The sequence below is a fragment of the Mycobacterium sp. RTGN5 genome (genome assembly GCF_033804465.1).
Lineage (GTDB): Bacteria > Actinomycetota > Actinomycetes > Mycobacteriales > Mycobacteriaceae > Mycobacterium.
Window position 1 is genome coordinate 243,979 of record NZ_JAPZLA010000003.1, and the last position, 22,666, is coordinate 266,644.

29 protein-coding genes are annotated in these 22,666 nt (G+C 66.7%); 23 read left to right on the forward strand and 6 right to left on the reverse strand.

The window, feature by feature from the left end:
* Positions 1–52: 52 nt before the first annotated feature.
* Positions 53–499, forward strand: coding sequence for an Lrp/AsnC family transcriptional regulator (locus tag SLQ31_RS18020; RefSeq protein ID WP_319435815.1), 447 nt, complete (start codon positions 53–55; stop codon positions 497–499).
* A gap of 71 nt (positions 500–570) precedes the next feature.
* A complete protein-coding gene (locus SLQ31_RS18025; protein WP_319435109.1) occupies positions 571–1,770 on the forward strand; it encodes an FAD/NAD(P)-binding oxidoreductase in 1,200 nt (399 codons plus the stop codon).
* A gap of 64 nt (positions 1,771–1,834) precedes the next feature.
* Here SLQ31_RS18025 and mftR read toward each other — a convergent pair whose 3' ends face one another.
* Positions 1,835–2,443: a mycofactocin system transcriptional regulator gene (mftR, locus tag SLQ31_RS18030; protein WP_319435111.1), complete on the reverse strand. Its 609-nt coding sequence runs from the start codon at positions 2,441–2,443 to the stop codon at positions 1,835–1,837.
* 92 nt (positions 2,444–2,535) lie between these two features.
* Here mftR and mftA point away from each other — a divergent pair, with 92 nt between their 5' ends.
* The 8 genes from mftA (at position 2,536) to SLQ31_RS18070 (ending at position 9,951) form a co-directional block, all read left to right on the forward strand.
* Positions 2,536–2,631: a mycofactocin precursor MftA gene (mftA, locus tag SLQ31_RS18035; RefSeq protein WP_005143850.1), complete on the forward strand. Its 96-nt coding sequence runs from the start codon at positions 2,536–2,538 to the stop codon at positions 2,629–2,631.
* Positions 2,616–2,948, forward strand: coding sequence for a mycofactocin biosynthesis chaperone MftB (gene mftB / locus SLQ31_RS18040; protein ID WP_319435115.1), 333 nt, complete (start codon positions 2,616–2,618; stop codon positions 2,946–2,948). The genes mftA and mftB overlap by 16 nt, the downstream gene beginning before the upstream one ends.
* A complete protein-coding gene (gene mftC / locus SLQ31_RS18045) occupies positions 2,945–4,114 on the forward strand; it encodes a mycofactocin radical SAM maturase (protein ID WP_319435117.1) in 1,170 nt (389 codons plus the stop codon). Before mftB ends, mftC begins: the two co-directional genes overlap by 4 nt.
* A 2-nt stretch (positions 4,115–4,116) precedes the next feature.
* Positions 4,117–5,298, forward strand: a complete 1,182-nt coding sequence (gene mftD / locus SLQ31_RS18050; protein ID WP_319435119.1) for a pre-mycofactocin synthase MftD — start codon at positions 4,117–4,119, stop codon at positions 5,296–5,298.
* 138 nt (positions 5,299–5,436) lie between these two features.
* The gene (gene mftE, locus SLQ31_RS18055) at positions 5,437–6,180 is read left to right on the forward strand and encodes a mycofactocin biosynthesis peptidyl-dipeptidase MftE (RefSeq protein WP_319435121.1); all 744 of its coding nucleotides are present in this window, start codon (positions 5,437–5,439) and stop codon (positions 6,178–6,180) included.
* Positions 6,177–7,592, forward strand: coding sequence for a mycofactocin biosynthesis glycosyltransferase MftF (mftF, locus tag SLQ31_RS18060; RefSeq protein WP_319435123.1), 1,416 nt, complete (start codon positions 6,177–6,179; stop codon positions 7,590–7,592). The genes mftE and mftF overlap by 4 nt, the downstream gene beginning before the upstream one ends.
* Before the next feature lie 4 nt (positions 7,593–7,596).
* Positions 7,597–9,039 (forward strand): mycofactocin system GMC family oxidoreductase MftG, encoded by a 1,443-nt coding sequence (mftG, locus tag SLQ31_RS18065; protein WP_319435125.1) that lies wholly within the window; start codon positions 7,597–7,599, stop codon positions 9,037–9,039.
* Between the two features lie 261 nt (positions 9,040–9,300).
* Positions 9,301–9,951 carry a TetR/AcrR family transcriptional regulator gene (locus SLQ31_RS18070; protein ID WP_319435127.1) on the forward strand — a complete coding sequence of 217 codons (651 nt, stop codon included), beginning with the start codon at positions 9,301–9,303 and terminating at the stop codon, positions 9,949–9,951.
* On the opposite strand, the gene SLQ31_RS18075 is transcribed toward SLQ31_RS18070, so the two are convergent.
* Positions 9,917–11,167: a cytochrome P450 gene (locus SLQ31_RS18075; protein WP_319435129.1), complete on the reverse strand. Its 1,251-nt coding sequence runs from the start codon at positions 11,165–11,167 to the stop codon at positions 9,917–9,919. The two genes, SLQ31_RS18070 and SLQ31_RS18075, sit on opposite strands and share 35 nt — an antisense overlap.
* Positions 11,168–11,369: 202 nt before the next feature.
* Here SLQ31_RS18075 and SLQ31_RS18080 point away from each other — a divergent pair, with 202 nt between their 5' ends.
* Positions 11,370–12,923, forward strand: a complete 1,554-nt coding sequence (locus tag SLQ31_RS18080; protein WP_319435816.1) for a carboxylesterase/lipase family protein — start codon at positions 11,370–11,372, stop codon at positions 12,921–12,923.
* Here SLQ31_RS18080 and SLQ31_RS18085 read toward each other — a convergent pair.
* From SLQ31_RS18085 to SLQ31_RS18100, 4 genes are read right to left on the reverse strand one after another with little or no spacing between them, the layout of a single operon-like run.
* Positions 12,920–13,534: a TetR family transcriptional regulator gene (locus tag SLQ31_RS18085; RefSeq protein ID WP_319435131.1), complete on the reverse strand. Its 615-nt coding sequence runs from the start codon at positions 13,532–13,534 to the stop codon at positions 12,920–12,922. The genes SLQ31_RS18080 and SLQ31_RS18085 overlap by 4 nt on opposite strands.
* The gene (locus tag SLQ31_RS18090; protein WP_319435133.1) at positions 13,531–14,319 is read right to left on the reverse strand and encodes an SDR family NAD(P)-dependent oxidoreductase; all 789 of its coding nucleotides are present in this window, start codon (positions 14,317–14,319) and stop codon (positions 13,531–13,533) included. Before SLQ31_RS18090 ends, SLQ31_RS18085 begins: the two co-directional genes overlap by 4 nt.
* Positions 14,303–14,773 (reverse strand): VOC family protein, encoded by a 471-nt coding sequence (locus SLQ31_RS18095; protein WP_319435135.1) that lies wholly within the window; start codon positions 14,771–14,773, stop codon positions 14,303–14,305. The genes SLQ31_RS18090 and SLQ31_RS18095 overlap by 17 nt, the downstream gene beginning before the upstream one ends.
* A gap of 3 nt (positions 14,774–14,776) precedes the next feature.
* Positions 14,777–15,838 carry a dihydrodipicolinate reductase gene (locus SLQ31_RS18100; protein WP_319435137.1) on the reverse strand — a complete coding sequence of 354 codons (1,062 nt, stop codon included), beginning with the start codon at positions 15,836–15,838 and terminating at the stop codon, positions 14,777–14,779.
* A gap of 112 nt (positions 15,839–15,950) precedes the next feature.
* Between SLQ31_RS18100 and SLQ31_RS18105 the strand changes: the two genes are divergently transcribed.
* The 12 genes from SLQ31_RS18105 to rpsQ all read left to right on the forward strand — a co-directional run bounded on the left by SLQ31_RS18105 (position 15,951) and on the right by rpsQ (position 22,515).
* Positions 15,951–16,640, forward strand: a complete 690-nt coding sequence (locus tag SLQ31_RS18105; protein ID WP_319435139.1) for a hypothetical protein — start codon at positions 15,951–15,953, stop codon at positions 16,638–16,640.
* Between the two features lie 463 nt (positions 16,641–17,103).
* Positions 17,104–17,409 (forward strand): 30S ribosomal protein S10, encoded by a 306-nt coding sequence (rpsJ, locus tag SLQ31_RS18110; RefSeq protein WP_003883485.1) that lies wholly within the window; start codon positions 17,104–17,106, stop codon positions 17,407–17,409.
* A gap of 14 nt (positions 17,410–17,423) precedes the next feature.
* The gene (gene rplC, locus SLQ31_RS18115) at positions 17,424–18,077 is read left to right on the forward strand and encodes a 50S ribosomal protein L3 (protein WP_319435390.1); all 654 of its coding nucleotides are present in this window, start codon (positions 17,424–17,426) and stop codon (positions 18,075–18,077) included.
* Positions 18,074–18,727, forward strand: coding sequence for a 50S ribosomal protein L4 (gene rplD, locus SLQ31_RS18120; RefSeq protein ID WP_319435391.1), 654 nt, complete (start codon positions 18,074–18,076; stop codon positions 18,725–18,727). Before rplC ends, rplD begins: the two co-directional genes overlap by 4 nt.
* Entirely contained in the window at positions 18,727–19,029 is a 303-nt protein-coding gene (rplW, locus tag SLQ31_RS18125; RefSeq protein ID WP_319435392.1) for a 50S ribosomal protein L23, read from the forward strand. Before rplD ends, rplW begins: the two co-directional genes overlap by 1 nt.
* Positions 19,030–19,060: 31 nt before the next feature.
* Entirely contained in the window at positions 19,061–19,900 is an 840-nt protein-coding gene (rplB, locus tag SLQ31_RS18130) for a 50S ribosomal protein L2 (RefSeq protein ID WP_319435393.1), read from the forward strand.
* 12 nt (positions 19,901–19,912) lie between these two features.
* Complete coding sequence (gene rpsS, locus SLQ31_RS18135; RefSeq protein WP_031732414.1) at positions 19,913–20,194, forward strand: 30S ribosomal protein S19; 282 nt, start codon at positions 19,913–19,915, stop codon at positions 20,192–20,194.
* Positions 20,191–20,718: a 50S ribosomal protein L22 gene (gene rplV / locus SLQ31_RS18140; protein WP_319435394.1), complete on the forward strand. Its 528-nt coding sequence runs from the start codon at positions 20,191–20,193 to the stop codon at positions 20,716–20,718. Before rpsS ends, rplV begins: the two co-directional genes overlap by 4 nt.
* Positions 20,718–21,563 (forward strand): 30S ribosomal protein S3, encoded by an 846-nt coding sequence (gene rpsC, locus SLQ31_RS18145; protein ID WP_319435395.1) that lies wholly within the window; start codon positions 20,718–20,720, stop codon positions 21,561–21,563. Before rplV ends, rpsC begins: the two co-directional genes overlap by 1 nt.
* A 3-nt stretch (positions 21,564–21,566) precedes the next feature.
* Complete coding sequence (rplP, locus tag SLQ31_RS18150; protein WP_094482954.1) at positions 21,567–21,983, forward strand: 50S ribosomal protein L16; 417 nt, start codon at positions 21,567–21,569, stop codon at positions 21,981–21,983.
* On the forward strand, positions 21,983–22,216 hold the full coding sequence (rpmC, locus tag SLQ31_RS18155) for a 50S ribosomal protein L29 (RefSeq protein ID WP_163697425.1): 234 nt from the start codon (positions 21,983–21,985) through the stop codon (positions 22,214–22,216). Before rplP ends, rpmC begins: the two co-directional genes overlap by 1 nt.
* Complete coding sequence (rpsQ, locus tag SLQ31_RS18160) at positions 22,216–22,515, forward strand: 30S ribosomal protein S17 (RefSeq protein ID WP_413642416.1); 300 nt, start codon at positions 22,216–22,218, stop codon at positions 22,513–22,515. Before rpmC ends, rpsQ begins: the two co-directional genes overlap by 1 nt.
* Positions 22,516–22,666 lie beyond the last annotated feature (151 nt).

Below are 22,666 nucleotides of genomic sequence, written 5' to 3' on the forward strand. Positions count from 1 at the left end.
TGTCACAGCCAGCATGGCGGTGATTTATTAACCAGGGATGGGGGAGCTGTCGATGGACCGGCTGGACGACACCGACGAGCGCATCCTCGCCGAGCTCACCGAGCATGCGCGGGCCACCTTCGCCGAGATCGGCGCCCGGGTGAATTTGTCCGCGCCCGCGGTCAAACGCCGGGTCGACCGGATGCTGGACAACGGAGTGATCCGCGGCTTCACCACGGTCATCGACCGCAGCGCGCTGGGCTGGAATACCGAGGCCTACGTCCAGGTGTATTGCCAGGGCACGATCGCGCCGGATCAGTTGCGCGCGGCCTGGATTGACATCCCCGAGATCATCAGTGCCGCCACCGTCACGGGTACCGCGGACGCCATCCTGCATGTGTTGGCCCGGGACATGCGGCACTTGGAGGCAGCGCTGGAACGGATCCGGTCCAGCGCCGACATCGAACGCAGCGAAAGCATCGTGGTGCTGTCCAATCTGATCGACCGGTCACCCGGCTGACACCCTCAACCCAGCGGTTGGTAACGCGGGCTGGCGTGCACTTCTCGGCGGCGATCGTGTAGGAAAGCCACGTGAGCACGAGCGAAAACGGCGCGGAAAAAGGCATTGTCATCGTCGGCGGCGGGCTGGCCGCCGCCAGGGCCGCCGAACAGTTGCGCAAGTCGGACTACACCGGACCGGTCACGATCGTCAGCGACGAGGCGCACCTGCCGTATGACCGGCCGCCGCTGTCGAAGGACGTGCTGCACGCCGACCTCGACGACGTCACGCTCAAGCCGGCCGAGTTCTACACCGACAACGACATCACCGTGCGGTTGGGCCGTGCGGTCGCCTCGCTGGACACCGCCGCTCAGACGGTGACCCTCGACGATGGTGCGGTGCTGGGCTACGACGAGCTGGTGATCGCGACGGGCTTGGTGCCCAAGCGCATTCCCTCGTTCCCCGACCTGGAGGGCATCCGGGTGCTGCGGTCGTTCGACGAGGCGATTGCGTTGCGCACCCACGCCGCGTCGGCTCGGCAGGCGGTCATCATCGGCGCCGGCTTCATCGGCTGTGAGGTCGCCGCGAGCCTACGCAAGCTCGGCGTCGACGTGGTGCTGGTGGAGCCGCAGCCGGCGCCGCTGGCTTCGGTCCTGGGCGAGCAGGTCGGAAACCTGGTGACGCGGCTGCATCGCGCCGAGGGCGTGGACGTCCGCACCGGCATCGGGGTGGCCGAGGTGCGCGGCGAGAACGGCCACGTGACGACCGTGGTGTTGTCCGACGGCAGCGAGCTGACCGCCGACCTGGTCGTGGTCGGCATCGGCTCCCGCCCGGCCACCGACTGGCTGGAAGGCAGCGGAATCGTTGTCGACAACGGCGTCGTGTGCGATGAGGCGGGGCGCACCAGCGCGGCCAATGTCTGGGCGCTCGGCGACGTCGCGTCGTGGCGTGATGCCACGGGACATCAAGCGCGCGTTGAGCATTGGAGCAATGTCGCCGAACAGGCCAGGGTCATCGTGCCGTCGATGCTGGGCCAGGACGCGCCGTCGGTGATCGTCGTGCCGTACTTCTGGAGCGATCAGTACGACGTCAAGATTCAGTGCCTTGGCGAGCCGGAGGCCACCGACATCGTGCACATCGTCGAGGACGACGGCCGCAAGTTCCTGGCATTTTACGAACGTGACGGCGTCGTGGCCGGCGTGGTTGGCGGCGGCATGCCCGGCAAGGTCATGAAGACCCGCGCCAAGATCGCCGCCGGCGCGCCGATCGCTGACGTACTCCCCGCCTCCTGACCTCCTGAGCGATTTCGGCGCGTTTTCCGTCGCTCAGCGAACGGAAACGCGCCGAAATCGCCAGTCAGAGCTGGCCGAGGCCGTGCGCGACGACGTCGAAGGCGTCACCGAGTGCCTGCGGCAGCGGCACGGCCTCGTTGGCCAGCCAGTATTCGTAGGCCGACAGGGCGACGCCGAGCATCAGCCAGGCCACCGACTGGGGGACCAGGTCGCCCGCGGCGCCGCCGGTGCGTGCGGCCACGAAGTCCGAGACGACGCCCCGCCAGCCGGCGTACATCGTCATCGAGTGGGCTTGCAGCTCGGCCGTCTGCAGGATCACGCGCATCCGCTGGCGGTGCCGTTCGGTTTCCGACTCGTCAAAAGTGTTGAACGCCAGCAAGGCTGAGCGAAGCCCGGCGCTGATCGGCTCTGCTGTGTCCACCGCGTCGAACAGCTGGCGGAAGTGCTGCAGGTGGGCGTCGAAGTCGCCCCAGGGGATGGCGTTCTTCGACGGGTAGTAGCGGAACAGTGTCCGCCGCGCGATGCCCGACGCCTGGGCCACGTCGTCGACGCTCACCGAACCGAACCCGTAGTTCGCAAACAGGTCGAGCGCGACGTCGGCGATGTGGTCCTGAGTGGTGGAACGGCGCCGTCCCACGCGGGCTCCGCCTGAACCCGCCGAACCACTTGTCATCGACCCACCCCTTTCTTTTAGGCACTCGATGCCATATTCTTGCGATCTCGATCACAATTGTCGAGAACCTCGCCGACGAAAGGGAGCTTTTCATGGAGCCGAGCCACGCAAGTGAGACCGAAACCGAATTGGTGACCGAGACGCTGGTCGAAGAGGTCTCCATCGACGGGATGTGCGGGGTCTACTGACCGTGCCTGCCCACGCAGTGGGCGATCCGGCTGTGGCCGGGTCGAACTTCGACCCGGCACTCAGCTGGCGTCTGCATCCGCAGGTCGCCGTGCGCCCGGAACCTTTCGGCGCACTGCTGTACCACTTCGGCACCAGGAAGCTGTCGTTCCTGAAGAACCGCACCATCCTCGCCGTGGTGAACTCGCTTCCCGAACACCCCGACGCGCGCTCCGCCCTGCGGGCCGCCGGGGTCGACGAGTCCGACGAGGCGCCGTATTTGCACGCGTTGAGCGTGCTGGTGACCTCGAACATGTTGATCTGCAAGGATTCCCAATGACTTCGGTAGCACCGGTACCCCGGCTGATCGAGCAGTTCGAGAGCGGCCTCGATGCGCCAATCTGCCTGACGTGGGAGCTGACCTACGCCTGCAATCTGGCGTGCGTGCACTGCCTGTCCTCCTCGGGCAAGCGCGACCCCCGTGAGCTGTCCACGCGCCAGTGCATGGACATCATCGACGAGCTCGAGCGCATGCAGGTCTTCTACGTCAACATCGGTGGCGGTGAACCGACTGTGCGACCGGACTTTTGGGAGCTGGTCGACTACGCGACCGCCCATCATGTCGGCGTCAAGTTCTCCACCAACGGCGTGCGCATCAACGAGGAGGTGGCCACCAAGCTGGCCGCCAGCGACTACGTCGACGTGCAGATCTCACTGGACGGCGCCACCGCCGAGGTCAACGACGCTGTCCGCGGCCCCGGGTCCTTCGCGATGGCCATCAAGGCGCTGGAGAACCTGGCCGCCGCCGGCTTCAAAGACGCCAAGATTTCGGTGGTCGTCACCCGCCACAACGTCGACCAACTCGACGACTTCAAGGCGCTCGCCGACCAGTACGGCGCGACCCTGCGGATCACCCGCCTGCGCCCCTCCGGGCGCGGGGCCGATGTCTGGGACGAACTGCACCCCACCCCCGAGCAACAGGTGACGCTCTACGACTGGCTGGTGGCCAGGGGCGAAGGCGTGCTGACCGGCGACTCGTTCTTCCACCTCGCCGGCCTCGGCGCCCCCGGTGCGCTGGCGGGCCTGAACATGTGCGGGGCCGGCCGGGTGGTGTGCCTGATCGATCCCGTCGGCGACGTCTACGCCTGCCCGTTCGCCATTCACGATCGGTTCCTCGCCGGAAATGTGGTCTCCGGTGGCGGTTTTGACAATGTGTGGAAGTACTCACCGCTGTTCACGGAGCTGCGCGAGCCGCAGTCGGCCGGCGCCTGCGGCAGCTGCGGACACTACGACGCGTGCCGGGGCGGCTGCATGGCCGCGAAGTTCTTCACCGGTCTGCCGCTGGACGGCCCCGACCCGGAGTGCGTCGAAGGCTATGGCGTGCCCGCCCTGGCCGGCGAGCGGGATAAGCCCCGCCCCAGCGCCGACCATTCCCGCGGTAAGCCGATCATGCTGACCTTGTCCACCCGGCCACCGGCGAAGCCCTGTAACGAAAGTCCGATCTAGTCATGGCACGCGACATCTGGTTCGAAACGGTCGCTATCGCGCAGGAACGTGCGAAGAAGCGGCTCCCCAAATCTGCGTACGGTGCACTCGTCGGTGGCAGTGAGAAGGGGCTCACCGTCAACGGCAACAATGAGGCCTTCAACGAGCTCGGCTTCGCGCCGCATGTGATCGGTGCCCTCGAAAAGCGGGACATGGCAACCACTGTCATGGGACAAGACATTTCGCTGCCGGTTCTGATCTCCCCGACCGGCGTGCAGGCCGTGCACCCCGACGGTGAGGTCGCGGTGGCTCGTGCGGCCGCGGCTCGGAACACCGCGATGGGGCTGTCCTCGTTTGCCAGCAAGCCGGTCGAAGAGGTCGTCGCGGCGAACCCGAAGACGTTCTTCCAGATTTACTGGCTGGGCGACCGAGCCGCCATCGCGGCGCGCGCCGAGCGGGCCCGCGCGGCGGGGGCAGCCGGGCTCATCGTGACCACCGACTGGAGCTTCAGCCACGGGCGTGACTGGGGGAGTCCGAAGATCCCGGAGAAGATGGATCTCAAGACCATGATCAAGATGAGCCCCGAGGCCATCACCAGGCCGGGGTGGTTCCTGCAGTGGGCCAAGACCCTGCGGCCGCCGGCACTGTCGGTGCCGAATCAGGCGGCCAAGGGAGAGCCCGGGCCGCCGTTCTTCGACGCCTACGGCCAGTGGATGGGGACGCCCCCACCCACGTGGGACGACATCGCCTGGCTGCGTGAGCTGTGGGGTGGACCCTTCATGCTCAAGGGCGTCATGCGCGTCGACGACGCCAAACGCGCTGTAGATGCCGGTGTTTCAGCGATCTCGGTGTCGAACCACGGCGGCAACAACCTCGACGGCACACCGGCCTCGATCCGTGCGCTGCCCGCCATCTCGGCGGCGGTCGGCGACCAGGTCGAGGTGCTTCTGGACGGCGGCGTGCGGCGGGGCAGCGACGTGATCAAGGCACTGGCGCTCGGCGCCCGCGCGGTGATGATCGGCCGGGCGTACCTGTGGGGCCTGGCCGCCAACGGGCAGGCCGGCGTGGAGAACGTCCTCGACATCTTGACCGGGGGCATCGACTCGGCCCTGCGCGGATTGGGGAAGGCCTCGATTCACGACCTGACACCCGAGGACATCCTGGTACCGGACGGCTTCGTCCGGGCGCTCGGAGTGCCGAAGTAGCGCGTGCACTGACCCCGGCTTAAGCGAGGTTTTGGTACTGGCGTGACTGACGGGACGACGGTAAACGCTCCGGGCAACTCCGGCGGTGCCGAATGCGAAAGAAATCCGTCTTCTCCTCGAACAATTGGCGCACGGCAGGTGAATTCGGCCTACCATCACCGCGTGGCTTTGCGAGGTGAGTTGGGCAACTCGACATCGAGTCAACTCCGCGACACCTCGCCCACGATCTTGATCCCGGTGGGGTCGACCGAGCAGCACGGTCCGCACCTGCCGCTGGACACTGACACCCGCATCGCCACCGCGGTGGCCCGCACCGCCACCGAGGACCTCAACCGGTCCGATCGTGATCAGTATCTGCTCGCGCCCGCGATCGCCTACGGCGCCTCCGGCGAGCACGAGGGCTTCGCCGGAACGGTGTCGATCGGCACCGAGGCGCTGACGGCGGTGCTCGTCGAGTACGGCCGCTCGGCCTGCGGCTGGGCCCGGCGGCTGGTCTTCGTCAACGGGCACGGTGGCAACCTGGAGGCGATGCGTGCCGCGGTGCGCCGCCTGCGCGCCGAGGGCCGTGACGCCACCTGGTGCCCGTGTGTTGCCGAGGGCGGGGACGCTCACGCGGGCCACACGGAAACGTCTGTATTGCTACATATTTCACCGGCGGACGTTCAGACTGACGCCTGGTGTAGCGGGAACCGGGCACCACTGGCTACCCTGTTGCCCCAGATGCGTCACGGGGGGGTAGCCGCGGTGAGTGAGGTGGGCGTGTTGGGTGACCCGACGACGGCGACTCCGATGGAGGGTGCGCGCATCTTCGAGCATATGGTCGCGGAGTGTTCACGTCGTATCGATCGGTGGCGCCCGGCCGATGACGGGATGCTGACATGACCCATCCCCGGCTGCCTGACGGGTTTGCCGTCCAGGTCGACCGGCGAGTGCGCACGCTCGCCGAGGGCTCGGCTCTGCTAGGCGGCTCACCGACCCGATTGCTGCGACTGGCGCCGGCCGCCCAGACCCTGCTCACCGGCGGCCGCCTCGAGGTCCGTGACGCCGTCAGCGCCCAGCTGGCCCGCACCCTGCTCGACGCCACCGTCGCGCACCCGCGTCCGGCCGGTGGCCCGTCTCACCGGGACGTCACCGTGGTGATTCCGGTACGCGACAACCCATTTGGGCTCTATCGCCTGGTGATGTCGCTGCGGGGGATGCGCGTCATTGTCGTCGACGACGGCTCGCAAACACCGGTGCAACCGAGCGATTTCGCCGGCGCACGCTGCGACGTCGAGATCTTGCGCCACCCCCGCAGCAAAGGGCCGGCGGCGGCGCGCAACACCGGACTGGCCGCCTGCACAACGGATTTCGTTGCTTTCCTGGACTCCGACGTCGTGCCGCGCCGGGGCTGGTTGGAGGCGCTGCTTGGGCACTTCTGCGACCCCGCCGCGGCCCTGGTCGCGCCCCGCATCGTGGGGCTTGGTCACAGCGATCAACTCATCGCCCGGTACGAAGCGGTCCGGTCCTCGCTGGACCTCGGCGAGCGGGAGGCCCCGGTGGTGCCCTACGGCCCGGTCTCCTACGTGCCGAGTGCGGCGATCATCTGCCGGCGTGCGGCGCTACTGGAACTGGGGGGCTTTGACGAGACCCTACCCTCCGGCGAGGATGTCGACCTGTGCTGGCGGCTCATCGAGTCCGGCTCCCGGCTGCGCTACGAACCGATTGCGCTCGTCGCCCACGAACACCGCACCGAGATGCGAGCATGGCTGAGCCGCAAGGCCTTCTACGGAAGCTCCGCCGCGCCGTTGTCGATTCGCCACCCCGACAAGACGGCGCCGGTGGTGATCTCCGCGTGGAGCCTGCTGGTGTGGCTGCTGATGGCATTCGGGTCGGTCTCGGGCTATGTCGCCTCGCTGGTGTTCGCCGGAGTGACCACCCGGCGCACCGCGAAGGCGATGAAGAACACCGACGCCGGGATCTTCGACGTGGTGATTTTGGCCCTGCGCGGCATCGGCGCCGCCGCCCTGCAGCTGTCGGCTGCGGTCTGTCGCCACTATTGGCCGCTGGCTCTGGTGGCCGCCCTGCTCTCGCGCCGGTGCCGACAGGCGGTCCTGGTGGCCGCCGTGCTCGACGGAGTGCAGGACTGGTTCACCCGCAATCGCAGCAATGACGACGTCGAGGGCAAGCCGATCGGCCTGTTCGCCTATCTGCTCCTCAAACGTCTCGACGACCTGGCCTACGGTGCAGGGCTGTGGACGGGAGTGGTCCGCGAGCGCACGCTGCGACCGCTGAAGCCGCAGATCAAAACCTGACCTGGTGGTCGACCACATCACGCACAGCGACGTTCTGATCGTCGGTGCCGGTAGCGCCGGATCGGTCCTCGCCGAACGCCTCTCGGCCGATCCGGCCTGCCGGGTCACCGTCGTGGAAGCCGGTCCCGGACCCGACGAACCCGGGGTTCGCGAACTCACCCACAACGGTCTGCAGTTACCGATCGGCGCGGCCAGCCCGCTGGTCCGGCGCTACCGGACCGAGCTGACGGCCGAGCCGCCGCGCGGCGCCGACATCGTGCGCGGAGTGACGGTCGGGGGCTCCGGGGCGGTCAACGGCGGCTATTTCTGCCGGGCGCTGCCCGCCGACTTCGACGGTCCGGCCGTGCCCGGCTGGGCCTGGTCGGAGGTCGAGGCGCACTATCGGGCCATCCAGACCGACCTCGACTTCCCTGACCGGGCTGACGACGGGCCGATCGTGGTCCGGCGGACCCACGAATTCGTCGGCAGCACAGCATCGTTCGTCGACGCCGTCCAGTCCGCCGGCCTGCGCTGGCTACCTGACCTCAACGTCGAACCGATGGGGGAGAGTGCGTCCCCGGGCATCGGGGCGGTGCCGCTGAACATCGTCGACGGTGTCCGCACCGGCCCCGGTGCCGCGTACCTGGAGCCGGCCGCGAGCCGACCCAACGTGACCGTGCTGACCCACACACAGGTGCTGCGGCTCCGGATCTCCGGCGCCAGGGTGGTCGGTGTCGAGACCCTCGGACCGAACGGGCCGGCCACCCTCGAGGCCGACCGGGTGGTGCTGTCGGCGGGCGCCATCGGGTCCGCGCACCTGTTGATGCTGTCCGGCGTCGGGCCCGCCGAAGACCTGCGCAGCGCGGGTATCGCGGTGGCGGCCGATCTGCCGGTAGGGCAACGGACCTCCGATCACCCGGAGTGGGTGCTGTCGACCATGTGGACCGTCGCCCCCCATCGCCCGGTACTCGAAGTGGTACTTGTGGCGGATGGCCTCGAGATCCGGCCCTACACCGGTGGGTTCATCGCGATGGTCGGGGACGGCACGCTCGGTCGGCCGGACTGGCCTCATCTGGGTGTGGCGTTGATGGCACCGCGCTCCCACGGCCGCCTGGCACTGCTCTCTGCCGACCCCGCGGTCCCCCCGCTGATCGAGCACCGCTACGACAGTGCTCCCGAGGATGTGGCCGCACTGCGCCGCGGCTGCGCGCTCGCCGCGGAAATACTTGGCGGCACAATTGAACTCGGCGAGCCGATGTGGTCAACCTCGCAGCATCTGTGCGGCACTGCCCCAATGGGCACCGACAATGACGAGCACGCGGTCGTCGACCCGCGCTGCCGGGTGCGAGGGATGCGGAATCTATGGGTGGTGGATGGCTCGGTGCTGCCGCGTATCACCGGCCGCGGCCCGCACGCGACGATCGCGATGATCGGACACCGAGCCGCCGAATTCGTTTCGGACGGTTAAGTTTCGGACGATTCGGAGTTGGCGGCCATCACGGCCCGGCGCCCACAGCCCGATCAGCACCGCGGCGACGGCGACGAGAATCGCAAGCACCGTGATCGAACTCTGCATTGCGTGCAGGAACGCCGACAGGTGTCGGTACCCTTGTCGGGCCGGATCAAGGTATCCACGTGGGAGCCTTCCTTCGGTCGCTGGTCCAACTATGGGACTATCCGTCTCAAAAATATCCAAACGTGCGAAGTGTCATCGGGAAGGAATTGGGTCATGGCGAGCCGACGCAGCGATCCGAGACCCGCGCGTTCGCGCGCCCGGTTACTCGACGCGGCAACGGCATTGCTGCGTACAGGCGGTCCCAGCGCAGTCACGGTCGACGCGGTTACGCGTGGCGCCAACGTCGCCAGAGCCACCCTCTACCGGCATTTCCCCAGCGGCAACGATCTGTTGGCGGCCGCATTCCACAGCCTGATCCCGCCCGCGCCGATGCCGCCGGAGTCGGGATCGCTGCGGGAGCGCCTGGTCGCCCTGATGCAGGCGCAGGCCGATCTCATCTCCGAGACTCCGGTGCTGGTGACGGCCACTTATTGGCTGGCATTGGGTCCGGATATGGAACACATGCCCGACCGAACCGGGGATACCGACAGCCCCGAGGTGCGCACGCTGCGCGAACGGGTCGCCCAGCAGTACGGGGCGCCCTTCGACGCGATTTTCGACAGCCCCGACGCGCAACAAGAACTCGGCGATGTGGATCGCGCCCAAGCCATCATGCTGCTGATCGGTCCGCTGGTGGCCGGGCGGATCAGCACGCTGGCCGATTTCGACTACCGCAAATGTGCGCGCGCCGCGGTGGACGGTTTCTTGGCCGTCCACCGGGCCGATGAAATCACTTCAGCGAGTACCGAATCGGCAGGCGTTTGAGGCCACCGACGAATGTGGTGGCCATCCATTCCGGGTCGCCGGCCAGTTCGATGGTGTTGATCCGCGGGACGAGCTCGGAAAAGAAGCTGTGCATTTCCATCCGGGCCAGGGCAGCGCCCAAACAGAAGTGCACGCCGTAACCGAACGACAGATGCTTGTTGGGGTCGCGGCCGACGTCGAAGCGCATCGGGTCGTCGAACACTTCGTCGTCGCGGTTGGCTGAAACATAGGACAGCAGAACCGATTCGCCCTTGGCGATCGGGACGCCGCGGACTTCGGTGTCAGCTTGGGCGGTGCGCATGAATTCCTTGACCGGGACCACACAGCGGATCATCTCTTCGACCGCGGTGCCCATCAGGCTCGGATCGTTTTGAAGCCGCTGCAGTTCGGCGGGGTTGCGGATCAGCTCCAGCAGCCCACCGGCGATGCCGGCGCTGGTGGTGTCGTGGCCGGCGCTGGTGACGATCACGTAGTAGGACGCGGTGTCCATATCGGACAGTCGCTGGCCGTCGATCGTGGCGTTGGCGATCGCCGACGCGAGGTCCTCGGTGGGGTGCTCGCGGCGGGAGGCGGTCAGTGCGGCGAAGTAGTTGAAGAAGTCCAGCAGCACCGCGAGCATGTCGTCGGTGGAGCCGCCGCGCTGGAGTTCGGTGTCGTCGCCACCGAACATCTCCTGGGTCAGCTTCAGCATGCGGGGAAAGTCGGATTCCGGCAGGCCCAGCAACGTCAGGATGATGTAGAGGGGATAGTTGACCGCGATCTCCTGGGCGAAGTCCAGCTCGGGACCCTGCTCGAGCATCTTGTCGACATAGATCTTGGCCAGCTCGTCACAGCGAGTCTTCAGCGCGCGCATGGCTTTCGGGCGAAACCAGTCGGCGCCGATCTTGCGCATGTCGCGGTGGTGCGGATCATCCATGTGGATCAGGGTGCGCAGCCCGATCCCGGCTTCCAGCTGCGCGCGCAGCGCATCGTCGGCCGCGGCGATCGTCAGCAGCGGGCGCGGATCGTTGGTGAACAGGTCGTTCTGCCGCTCGATGTCCATGATGTCGGCATGCTTGGCGATCGCCCAGAACGGCCGGTACCCCTCGGCCTCGACCCAGGACACCGGGGCATTCGCGCGTAGATGAGCCAGGGACTCATGCAGTCGCTTCTCGTCGGTGTAGCCCAGCGGGCTGGCCAGAACGCGTGCCGCTTTGTCCATGATCCGTGCGCCCATCGGGACTCCTCGCTCCGTGCCACCAAGAACTTGACGGGTGTCAGGTTTTTAGTTTCAGCCACGATTGTGCCAGGTGGGAGGTTTTCCGGCTAATTCCCAGGTCATGCCGCGGGCAGGTGTCCGCGTAGGCTCGGATCTCGTGCGACACCGATCGAGCAGCAGGCGATTTCGGCGCGCATTGGGCCTGTTGCTGGGCCTGGCGATGCTCGTCGGATGTAGCCAGGGTGCCAGTGAGACGCACCGGCAGCCGGCTCCGGTCGCGCAGCCCGGGCCTGCGGTGGTGCAGACCGCGGCCGGCGCGGTGCGCGGTGTCGTCGCCCCGGGGTACCGGGTGTTCGACGGTGTCCCGTATGCCGCCGCACCGGTGGGGCCGCTGCGCTGGCAGCCGCCGCAGCCTGTTGCGCCGTGGCCCGGCGTGCGTGACGCCACCAAGCCGGGCGTGCGCTGCATCCAGGACACCAGCTTCGATCCCGACTACGGCCGTCCCACCGGTGAGGACTGCCTGAACCTCAACGTCTGGACCCCCGACGGCGCAAGCCGGTCCAACCAGAAACCGGTGATGGTGTGGATTCACGGCGGCGGCTTCCTCAACGGCAGTGCCGATATCTACGACGCCCGTTGGATGGCGACCCAGGGCGACATCGTCGTCGTCACCGTCAACTATCGGCTCGGCAGCCTGGGGTTCCTGGCGCACCCGGCGCTGAGCCCGGACGGCAATATCGGCAACTACGGTCTGGCCGATCAGCAGGCCGCATTGCGGTGGGTCCGCGACAATATCGCCGAATTCGGTGGCGACCCAACGAAAGTCACCATCGCGGGGGAGTCCGCCGGCGCGATGTCGGTATGCGACCACCTGGTCGCGCCGGATTCTGCCGGGTTGTTCCGGGCCGCGATCCTGCAGAGCGGACCCTGCCAGGCCCAGGCCGATCGGGCCACCGCGCAGCAGGTCAGTACCGACTACGCGACCAGCGTTGGTTGCTCCGACCCGGCGGTGGTCGCGGCCTGCCTACGTGGACTGCCGGCGAGGGAGTTGCAGCGCGCCCCGCTGTACGTCGGGTTCGGACCCGACAAGCTCACCGGACCGGTCACCGGAACCGACCGGCTCCCCATCGACCCGATGGCCGGTGCCGCGCTGAGCCGGATGCCCAAGATCCCCGTGCTGATCGGCAGCAACGGCGACGAATTCGCTATGTTCGCCGCGCTCCAATATCTGAAAGACCATGGGTTGCCGCCCTATCCGAAGCTGCTGTCCGACGCGTTCGGTCCCGATGCGGCCGCGGTGGCCGCGCACTACCCCCTCGACGTGTTCGGTGGCAATGAAGGACTGGCCTACTCCGCGGCGGTGACCGACAGCGTATTCGCTTGTCCGACAGATCGAATCGCGACAGGCCTGGCACACGCCGACAAGGTGTACGCCTACGAGTTCAACGATCGCACGGCCCCGGCCCCGGATCCGTTGCGCGCGGTCCCCTTTCCGGTGGGGGCGAGTCATTCGCTGGAGTTGCGGTACTTGTTCGACGTCGGTGGTGCCCCGCCGCTCAACCCGGCGCAACGCGAGCTCTCCGATCAGATGATCGCGTACTGGAGCCAATTCGTGAAGAACGGCACACCCGAGTTGTCCGGGCTGCCGGACTGGCCGCAATTCGGCGAGGACGGCAAGCGCATGTCGTTGCAGACGGCGCAGCTGACGATCACTGAAGATTTCAGCGCGCACCACAATTGCGCGTTCTGGGCGACGCTGAAGGGGGCCCGTTAGCCGGCCCAGCGGGGGCCCCCAACGACGGCCAGCGCCTCGGCCACGTCGGACGCCAGCGGCCGCGGTTGGGCACCGCGTTCCCTGACCCACCGCTGGAATGCGAAATCTGCTGCAGCGAAGGAGAGTTGGACCAGCAGTCCGGGGCGGTTGTCGTCGGCCGGGTGCACACCCATTCGCGCGGCCACCAGCTCAACCATCTGGTCGCGGTCGGCGGCGGACAACAGCGTCGCTCGGTCGAGCAGTTCGGGCGCCGTCAGGATGGCCGCGCGCCAGTTCGCCAGGTCGACGTCGTCGAAGGAACCGACCCGACTCACGATCGCGGCGGCCAGCGCGAGGTCGGGTGGCTCATCGGCCGGGCGGCGTGCCAGCAAGGATGCGATCGCGGCGTTCCCGCGTTGCACCGCACCCAGGAGCAGGTCCTCCTTGGTGGCCACGTGCCGGAAGAATGTGCGCGGCGACACCGATGCTTCGGCGGCGATGTCGTCGGTGGTGACGCTGCTGAATCCCCGTGCGGCGAAAAGCCGATACGCCGCGGCATGGATGTCGGCGCGCACCTGCGCCCGCTGCCGGTCACGCAGTGTGGGTGGCCGTTCGGCGGGCGGACTGGTCACCGGTACGTTCCCGCGCCGCCGTCGACGTGGATGGTCTGTGCAGTGAGGAAGGACGCATCGGGACTGACCAGGAAGGCCACCAGCGGTGCGATATCGGTATGGGTGTCGCCCATGCGGCGCAGCGGAATGCTTTTGACGACCTTGTTGTAGACGTCGGGGAACTCGTCGCTCCAGCCCGCCACGCCATCGGATTGGGCTAGTGGGCACACCACGTTCACCCGAATGTTGTCCTTACCCCATTCCAGGGCAGCAACTTTGGAGATACCGCGGATCGCTTCCTTCGATCCGGCGTACGCACCGAACGTCTTCTGGCCGGCGGTGCCTGCGCCGGAGCCGAAATTCACGATGGATCCACCGCCGGCCGCCTTGAGCACCGGGTAAGCGGCCTGCATCAGAAACAGGGTGGCTCGCGGTCCGGTGTCGAAAACGAGGTCGAAGTCGTCGTGGGTGATGTCGGTGAACAGCTTGGGTTCGTTGGTCGCGATCGCGTTGTTGACCAACGCGTCGATGCCACCCAATGCCTGCACTGCCTCATCGACGATGCGCTGGTAGCTGGAGCGGTCGCACAGGTCGGCTACCAGGGGCACGGCGCGCCCGTCGGCGCCGAATCCCGCAGCGACGTCGGCCACCGAAGGATCGCGATCGACCAGCAGCACCGACGCGCCGCGCTCGAGCAGGGCCGCGGTGACGCCTTTGCCCACGCCCCGCGCGGCGCCGGTCACGATCACCCGCACGCCGGTCAATGACCCAGGATGCCAATAACTGTGGTCAGTGTGCGGAGCCACGATGCAATTCCTCCGATGTTCTTGCGGTACCGGCGAATTCGATGAACTCCACGGCGGTGCCGTCGGGATCTTTGACGAAAAACATTCGCACCCCGGCGATCTCGAATGGCGCCTGGTCGGGCTCGTAACCCGCTTCCTGCACCCGGCGGTAGGTATCGTCGAGGTCGGTGACCGATAACGAGATGTTCTGGTTGCCGACGATGGACTTCCTGGCCGGCCGGGCCTCGGCCCCCAGCGACAGCAGCTCCAGCACCACGCCGCCGATCACGCCACCCACCACCCGGCCCTGATTCCCGGCGGCCCCACCCAGCGCATGGTCGAACGGTTCACCCCCCATTGTCTGGTCGAACAGCACGTCCATACCGAGCAACCCGCGGTAGAACTGCAGCGCCCGGTCCATGTCGGTGACCCCGACCACCAAATGGGAAAAGCGAAGGTCACCAAGGGGTTCCACGGTTCACCTGGCCAGGTCGGGGGCGGCCCGGCCGGTGATCATCGGCAGGTCGAGATAGGTCTTGATGCCCGGGCCGGCCTCGCAGACGAGCGGGATGGCGCTGATGCAGTGGTTGGCGGTCACCACCACACCCGGATTGCGCTCCAGGCCTTCGGCGACCGTCTCCGGTTGCAGCCCTTTGAACGTCAGCAAGACGTCGGGATCACCGGTGACCTCCACCTCGAAGCGCTCACCCTTGTCGCCGATCGTCCACGGCGGATCCAGCTCCACCTCGCACATCAGCCAGTTGACCGCGGCGGTGACGACCGGCTGGTCGTCGACGATGGCCTGCCATTTGAATCGGCGCGCGGCGACGGTGCCCGGTTCCATCGGAACCACGAGCTCGTCTGATCCGGTGACGGCGACGGCCACCTCCTGGGTGGATCGGATGCGCGGCTCCGCGCGGAAGCCCAACTGGTCGGCGACCATGCGCACCGACTGTTTGAACCCGGCTTCCAACAGCGCGGCCATGGGTCCGCTCATCGCCTGTTCCGGGGTCAGGCCGAATCCCATCACCTCGCGCACCACCAGCGGCGAGTTGTAGGTGCGGATGTCGGAGAACTCCTCGGCGCGCACATGGGTGATCGCCGCAGTCAGCCCGGAGATCATCAGCGGGAAGCGCTCGGTGATGCCGCCGGGATGGATCCCGGAGCCGTGCAGCGTGGCGTTGCCCGCCGCGCACGCCTCCTCGAGGGCCTGCACGGCTGGGTTCTCCCGGTCCGGGTAGACCCAGCCGACCGGGGTCACGACGTTCTTGCCCGACCGCAGGATCCTCGCGACAACCTTGTCGTCGGGCAGCATGGGGGAGTACATGACGCAATCGGCATCCAGCGCCAGCAGTGCGTCGATGTCGGTCGTCGCCGCCACCCCGATCGGGGCCTCGCCGATCAGCTCGCCGACGTCTCGGCCGTGCTTGTCGGCGCTGTGCACCCAGCATCCGACGAGCTCGAGTTCGGGGTGACGGAGCACCCCTTGGATTGCCGCTTTGCCCACGCCGCCGGTCGCCCACTGGATCACTCGATACATATCGGCATGCTATGCCGATATGGCAGTAACTGTCATAAGTTCGGGAATCAAAAGGAGCTGCAACGGGCCAGCCAGCCGTACCGTGCTGAGCAAGCCGAACATCGGGGGAAGCATGCGGAAGTTTCGATGGACCACCTCGGGAGGCGCCGCCGGCGTCGCGTATGTCGTCGTTGCCATCGTCGCGGCGACTCTGAACGGCAAGCCTCCGGCGTGGGACGCGACCAACAAGGCTATTCAAAGCTTTCTTATCGACCACCGGGACTCGGTGGTCGCGCAGGGCTGGCTCTACGCCCTCGCGAGTTCATTGATCTTGTGGTTCGCGGTCGTCGTGCGACACGTGCTCTACACGGCGTCGAACGGCAAGCGTTCAGGCGACTTGTTCTTGGCCTCTATCGCGGTGGTGGCCGCTCTGTCATTCGTCTCGATGTCCATCCGCATCGTCACGGCAGCGGCGGCGGACCAATTGTCGGCCTCGGCAGTGCGGACCGTCGGCTACGACTTCAGCCTCGCCCTGCTCTCGCTGCAGGGCTTCATCGTCGCTGCCGCCGCAGTCGCCTATGCGGCCTGCGTGATCTCCGAACCCGTGCTGCCCACATGGACTGCGTGGCTCGCGATCTTGGCAGCGATCATCAACGTCGCAGGTACGGCCAGCGTCTTCTTTCGCACCGGCGTGTTCTCCATCGAGGGAAACCTGCTCACCAGCTGGCTACCGGTGCTGATCACGGCGATCTGGTATCTCGCTGTCTCGGTGGCTCTCATCCGTACTCGGGACGGTGCTGGGCCGGCAGTGGGTAGCGGTTAGCCGGATCCGCGTAGGCGATGGAATTCGGCGGCGTCTTATGGTGGTTTCGAAGGTCGGATCGCGCGCTGGCACCGCTACAACGACCTCCCAACACTGATGGAGCGGTTCACGGCCGGACCCACGTCCAACCACCCCTGAGCAGGCAGTGCAGGGATTTGGATCCTCCTCCGATCTGAGGCATACTGTTCGGGTTGCCTTGAGCCGGGTTCGCTCCCATCGGGAGCGGTGCCGCGCAAGGCGTACGACCGGCGCCCAAACGGGCGCTTCCGGTCCCAACCTCGGAGCGCGACGGTTTTTCACCGCGCCTGCGGGGCTGCGTTAGGGCGACACACCCGACCGCGGGGGTCGGAGCACCAAGACAGGTAAAGAGCGGCGGCAACAGCCAGCGCGACGCCTTCGGGCGAGAGCGCACGACCACCGTGTCCCGATTACGGGACCGAGCAGGAATGAAGGTAGGAGAAGCGTGGCGGGACAAAAGATCCGCATCAGGCTCAAGGCCTACGACCACGAGGCCATTGATGCCTCGGCGCGCAAGATCGTGGAGACGGTCACCCGTACCGGCGCGAGCGTGGTTGGTCCAGTGCCGCTGCCGACGGAAAAGAACGTGTACTGCGTCATCCGCTCACCGCATAAGTACAAAGACTCGCGGGAGCACTTCGAGATGCGCACACACAAGCGACTCATCGACATCCTCGACCCGACGCCGAAGACCGTTGACGCACTCATGCGCATCGATCTTCCGGCGAGCGTCGACGTCAACATCCAGTAGGAGACCCGAAAGAAATGGCTAGAAAAGGCATTTTGGGCACCAAGCTGGGCATGACACAGGTGTTCGACGAGAACAACCGCGTCGTCCCTGTCACGGTCGTCAAGGCCGGACCCAACGTGGTGACCCGCATCCGCACGCCTGAGCGTGACGGCTACAGCGCGGTTCAGCTCGCCTACGGCGAGATCAGCCCGCGCAAGGTGAACAAGCCGGTGACCGGTCAGTACGCCGCCGCCGGGGTCAACCCGCGCCGGCATCTGGCTGAGCTTCGTCTGGACGACGAGGCCGCGGCCGCCGAGTACGAGGTCGGCCAGGAGCTGACGGCGGAGATCTTCGCCGACGGCGCCTACGTCGACGTCACCGGCACCTCCAAGGGCAAAGGCTTCGCCGGCACGATGAAGCGTCATGGCTTCAAGGGCCAGGGCGCGAGCCACGGTGCCCAGGCCGTGCACCGCCGGCCGGGTTCGATCGGTGGCTGCGCCACCCCGGGCCGCGTTTTCAAGGGCACCCGGATGTCGGGCCGGATGGGTAGCGACCGCATCACCACGCAGAACCTGGTGGTGCACAAGGTTGATGCCGAGAACGGCGTGCTGCTGATCAAGGGCGCGGTTCCCGGACGCACCGGTGGGCTCGTAATGGTCCGCACGGCAGTCAAACGAGGTGAGAAGTGACTCTGAAGATTGACGTTCGCACGCCGGACGGCAAGAAGGATGGCAGCGTCGAGCTGCCCGCCGAATTGTTCGACGTGGAACCCAACATCGCATTGATGCACCAGGTGGTGACTGCGCAGCTCGCCGCAAAGCGACAGGGCACGCATGCCACCAAGACTCGCGCTCAGGTCTCCGGCGGCGGCAAGAAGCCGTACCGGCAGAAGGGCACCGGTCGTGCCCGTCAGGGTTCGACCCGCGCACCGCAGTTCACCGGTGGTGGCGTCGTCCACGGCCCGCAGCCGCGCGACTACAGCGAGCGCACGCCCAAGAAGATGATCCGCGCCGCCCTGCGCAGCGCGCTGTCGGACCGGGCTCGCAACGAGCGGATCCACGCGATCACGGAGCTGCTGAGCGGCCAGACCCCGTCGACCAAGAGCGCCAAAGCGTTCCTGGGCACGCTGACCGACCGTCGCAAGGTGCTTGTCGTGATCGGCCGTACTGACGAGGTCGGCGCGAAGAGCGTGCGCAACCTTCCTGGTGTGCACGTGATCTCGCCGGATCAGCTCAACACCTACGACGTGCTCAACGCCGACGACCTGGTGTTCAGCGTGGAAGCGCTGGACGCCTTCATCAGCTCGAACACCAAGCAGGATGAGGAGGTCTCGGCCTGATGGCGAACGTGACTGATCCCCGCGACATCATCTTGGCCCCGGTCATCTCCGAGAAGTCGTACGGACTGATCGAGGACAACGTCTACACGTTCGTCGTCGCACCCGGCACGAACAAGACGCAGATCAAGATCGCCATCGAGAAGATCTTCAAAGTGAAGGTCGACTCGGTGAACACGCTGAACCGGCAGGGCAAGCGCAAGCGCACCCGCGTCGGCTACGGACAGCGCAAGAGCACCAAGCGCGCGATCGTGACCCTGGCCCCCGGCAGCAAGCCGATCGACCTTTTCGGAGCACCGGCGTAGTCCGGCAACGAATAGAACTCAGGAATAGATAATGGGAATTCGCAAGTACAAGCCGACGACCCCCGGTCGCCGCGGTGCCAGCGTCTCCGATTTCTCCGAGATCACTCGCTCGACTCCGGAGAAGTCGCTGATCCGCCCGCTGCACAGCACCGGCGGTCGTAACGCGCACGGCCGAATCACCACCCGCCACAAGGGCGGCGGGCACAAGCGTGCCTACCGGGTGATCGACTTCCGGCGCCACGACAAAGACGGCGTCAACGCCAAGGTCGCACACATCGAGTACGACCCGAACCGCACCGCGAACATCGCGCTGCTGCACTTCCTGGACGGCGAGAAGCGCTACATCATTGCGCCGCAGGGTCTTTCGCAGGGCGACGTCGTGGAGTCGGGCGCCAACGCCGACATCAAGCCCGGTAACAACCTGCCGCTGCGCAACATCCCCGCCGGTACTGTGATCCACGCCGTCGAGCTGCGTCCGGGCGGCGGCGCCAAGCTGGCCCGCTCGGCCGGCTCGAGCATCCAGCTGCTGGGCAAGGAGGGCGCCTACGCCTCCCTGCGTATGCCGTCGGGTGAAATCCGTCGCGTCGACGTGCGCTGCCGTGCCTCCGTCGGCGAGGTCGGCAATGCCGAGCAAGCCAACATCAACTGGGGTAAGGCCGGCCGCATGCGGTGGAAGGGCAAGCGCCCCACCGTCCGTGGTGTCGTCATGAACCCGGTCGACCACCCGCACGGTGGTGGTGAGGGTAAGACCTCCGGTGGTCGCCACCCGGTCAGCCCGTGGGGTAAGCCCGAGGGCCGTACCCGCAAGCCCAACAAGCCGAGCGACAAGCTCATCGTCCGACGCCGGCGCACCGGCAAGAATAAGCGCTAGGAGTAGCCAGCGATGCCACGCAGCCTGAAGAAGGGCCCGTTTGTCGACGGCCATCTGCTCAAGAAGGTCGACGTCCAGAACGAGAAGAACACCAAGCAGGTCATCAAGACCTGGTCGCGTCGTTCGACCATCATCCCGGACTTCATCGGTCATACCTTCGCCGTCCACGACGGTCGCAAGCATGTGCCGGTGTTCGTCACCGAGTCGATGGTCGGCCACAAGCTGGGCGAGTTCGCCCCGACGCGCACATTCAAGGGTCACATCAAGGACGACCGGAAGAGTAAGCGGCGATGACGACGACGACTGAATACCCGTCCGCCACCGCGGTGGCGAAATACGTGGGGATCTCGGCGAGCAAGGCGCGCCGGGTGATCAACCTGGTGCGCGGCAAGTCAGTTGAGGAGGCGCTGGACATCCTGCGCTGGGCACCGCAACAGGCCAGCGAGCCGGTCGCCAAGGTGATCGCTTCGGCCGCCGCCAACGCGCAGAACAACGAAGGCTTGGACCCCGCGACCCTGGTGGTCGCCACGGTCATGGCCGACGAGGGCCCGACCGCCAAGCGCATCCGGCCGCGCGCGCAGGGTCGCGCGTTCCGAATCCGCAAGCGCACCAGCCACATCACCGTGATCGTTGAGAGCCGCCCGGCACGCAGCGAGCGTGCGTCGGCCTCGGCGAGTGCTGCTCGCTCGCGGCGGGCGCAGGGCAGTAAGGCTGCTGCGACAGCGCCTGCCAAGAAGGCTCCGGCTAAGAAAGCTCCGGCCAAGAAGGCCTCCGCCGCCAAGGCGACGGCCGAACAGACGAAGGAGGGCTCGGAGTAGTGGGCCAGAAAATCAATCCCCACGGCTTCCGGCTCGGTATCACCACCGACTGGAAGTCCCGGTGGTATGCCGATAAGCAGTACAAGGATTACGTCAAGGAAGACGTCGCGATCCGCCGGCTGCTGGCCACGGGTCTCGAGCGCGCCGGCATCGCCGACGTGGAGATCGAGCGCACCCGCGACCGGGTTCGCGTTGATATCCACACCGCGCGACCGGGCATCGTCATCGGGCGCCGCGGCACCGAGGCCGACCGCATCCGTGCCGACTTGGAGAAGCTGACCAAGAAGCAGGTGCAGCTCAACATCCTCGAGGTGAAGAACCCCGAGTCGGTGGCCCAGCTGGTCGCCCAGGGTGTTGCCGAACAGCTGAGCAACCGCGTGGCGTTCCGTCGCGCGATGCGCAAGGCCATCCAGTCGGCGATGCGCCAGCCCAACGTCAAGGGCATCCGCGTGCAGTGCTCGGGTCGCCTCGGCGGCGCCGAGATGAGCCGCTCGGAGTTCTACCGCGAAGGCCGGGTGCCGCTGCACACGCTGCGCGCCGATATCGACTACGGCCTGTACGAAGCCAAGACCACGTTCGGCCGCATCGGCGTGAAGGTGTGGATCTACAAGGGCGACATCGTCGGTGGCAAGCGTGAGCTGACCGCCGCCGCACCCGCCGCTGACCGTCCGCGCCGCGAGCGTCCCTCGGGCGCCACGCGTCCCCGCCGTAGCGGTGCCTCGGGCACCACCGCGACGAGCACCGAAGCCGGCCGCGCTGCCAGTGAAGAGACCGCCGAGTCGGCAGTCCCCGTCACGGCGGAGGCTCCCGCTGTCGAGCCCGCCGCTGAAAGCACGGAGAGCTAAATCATGTTGATTCCCCGTAAAGTCAAGCACCGCAAGCAACACCACCCCAGGCAGCGTGGTATTGCCAGCGGTGGCACGTCGGTGACTTTCGGTGACTACGGCATCCAGGCACTGGAGCACGCCTACGTCACCAACCGGCAGATCGAGTCCGCTCGTATCGCCATCAACCGGCACATCAAGCGTGGCGGCAAGGTCTGGATCAACATCTTCCCGGACCGCCCGCTGACCAAGAAGCCCGCGGAAACCCGCATGGGTTCGGGCAAGGGCTCACCGGAATGGTGGGTGTCCAACGTCAAGCCCGGCCGCGTGCTGTTCGAGCTGAGTTACCCCGACGAGAAGATCGCCAGGGAAGCCCTGACGCGTGCGATCCACAAGTTGCCGATCAAGGCACGCATCGTGACCCGAGAGGAGCAGTTCTGATGGCAGTAGGCGTCAGCGCCGGTGAACTGCGTGAACTCACCGACGAAGAGTTGACCGACAAGTTGCGGGAGTCCAAGGAAGAGCTGTTCAACCTGCGCTTCCAGATGGCCACTGGCCAGTTGGACAACAATCGCCGGCTCCGCACCGTGCGTCAGGAGATTGCGCGCATCTATACCGTGCTGCGCGAACGTGAATTGGGTCTGGCCTCCGGACCCGCTGGTGAGGAATCGTGATGGCAGAAGAAACAAAGGGTCCCAAGCACACTCCGCAGACCGAGGAGACGCGTGGCCGTCGCAAGACGGTCATCGGCTATGTGGTCAGCGACAAGATGCAGAAGACGATCGTCGTCGAACTCGAGTCGCGCACGAAGCACCCGAAGTACGGCAAGATCATCCGCACGACCACGAAGGTCAAGGCGCACGACGAGAACGGTGTTGCCGGCGTCGGCGATCGCGTGTCCCTGATGGAGACGCGTCCGCTGTCGGCCACCAAGCGCTGGCGCCTCGTCGACGTCCTCGAGCGGGCTAAGTAATACTTCGTTCGTAGCAAACGCGCGTCGCGGCTGTAAAGCCGCGGCGCGCTTTTGTGTTGCCTCCGCCCTGCGAATTCGCCCAGAGCACACGCGGAATCCCCCGAAACCGGTTCCCCGCATGGGAGTCTGTGTCTGCGCGGCGTCGTAGGCG

Excerpts from the sequence above, each read along its gene's own strand:
- rplW (WP_319435392.1), top strand. The coding sequence starts at position 18,727 with ATGGCGAACGTGACTGATCCCCGCGACATCATCTTGGCCCCGGTCATC.
- SLQ31_RS18105 (WP_319435139.1), top strand. The coding sequence starts at position 15,951 with ATGCGGAAGTTTCGATGGACCACCTCGGGAGGCGCCGCCGGCGTCGCG.
- SLQ31_RS18020 (WP_319435815.1), top strand. The coding sequence starts at position 53 with ATGGACCGGCTGGACGACACCGACGAGCGCATCCTCGCCGAGCTCACC.
- mftC (WP_319435117.1), top strand. The coding sequence starts at position 2,945 with ATGACTTCGGTAGCACCGGTACCCCGGCTGATCGAGCAGTTCGAGAGC.
- rpsS (WP_031732414.1), top strand. The coding sequence starts at position 19,913 with ATGCCACGCAGCCTGAAGAAGGGCCCGTTTGTCGACGGCCATCTGCTC.
- mftF (WP_319435123.1), top strand. The coding sequence starts at position 6,177 with ATGACCCATCCCCGGCTGCCTGACGGGTTTGCCGTCCAGGTCGACCGG.
- SLQ31_RS18070 (WP_319435127.1), top strand. The coding sequence starts at position 9,301 with ATGGCGAGCCGACGCAGCGATCCGAGACCCGCGCGTTCGCGCGCCCGG.
- mftR (WP_319435111.1), bottom strand. The coding sequence starts at position 2,443 with ATGACAAGTGGTTCGGCGGGTTCAGGCGGAGCCCGCGTGGGACGGCGC.
- SLQ31_RS18100 (WP_319435137.1), bottom strand. The coding sequence starts at position 15,838 with ATGTATCGAGTGATCCAGTGGGCGACCGGCGGCGTGGGCAAAGCGGCA.
- rplV (WP_319435394.1), top strand. The coding sequence starts at position 20,191 with ATGACGACGACGACTGAATACCCGTCCGCCACCGCGGTGGCGAAATAC.
- SLQ31_RS18075 (WP_319435129.1), bottom strand. The coding sequence starts at position 11,167 with ATGGGCGCACGGATCATGGACAAAGCGGCACGCGTTCTGGCCAGCCCG.
- rpmC (WP_163697425.1), top strand. The coding sequence starts at position 21,983 with ATGGCAGTAGGCGTCAGCGCCGGTGAACTGCGTGAACTCACCGACGAA.
- mftD (WP_319435119.1), top strand. The coding sequence starts at position 4,117 with ATGGCACGCGACATCTGGTTCGAAACGGTCGCTATCGCGCAGGAACGT.
- rplB (WP_319435393.1), top strand. The coding sequence starts at position 19,061 with ATGGGAATTCGCAAGTACAAGCCGACGACCCCCGGTCGCCGCGGTGCC.
- rpsQ (WP_413642416.1), top strand. The coding sequence starts at position 22,216 with ATGGCAGAAGAAACAAAGGGTCCCAAGCACACTCCGCAGACCGAGGAG.
- rplP (WP_094482954.1), top strand. The coding sequence starts at position 21,567 with ATGTTGATTCCCCGTAAAGTCAAGCACCGCAAGCAACACCACCCCAGG.
- mftA (WP_005143850.1), top strand. The coding sequence starts at position 2,536 with ATGGAGCCGAGCCACGCAAGTGAGACCGAAACCGAATTGGTGACCGAG.
- SLQ31_RS18080 (WP_319435816.1), top strand. The coding sequence starts at position 11,370 with ATGCTCGTCGGATGTAGCCAGGGTGCCAGTGAGACGCACCGGCAGCCG.
- rplC (WP_319435390.1), top strand. The coding sequence starts at position 17,424 with ATGGCTAGAAAAGGCATTTTGGGCACCAAGCTGGGCATGACACAGGTG.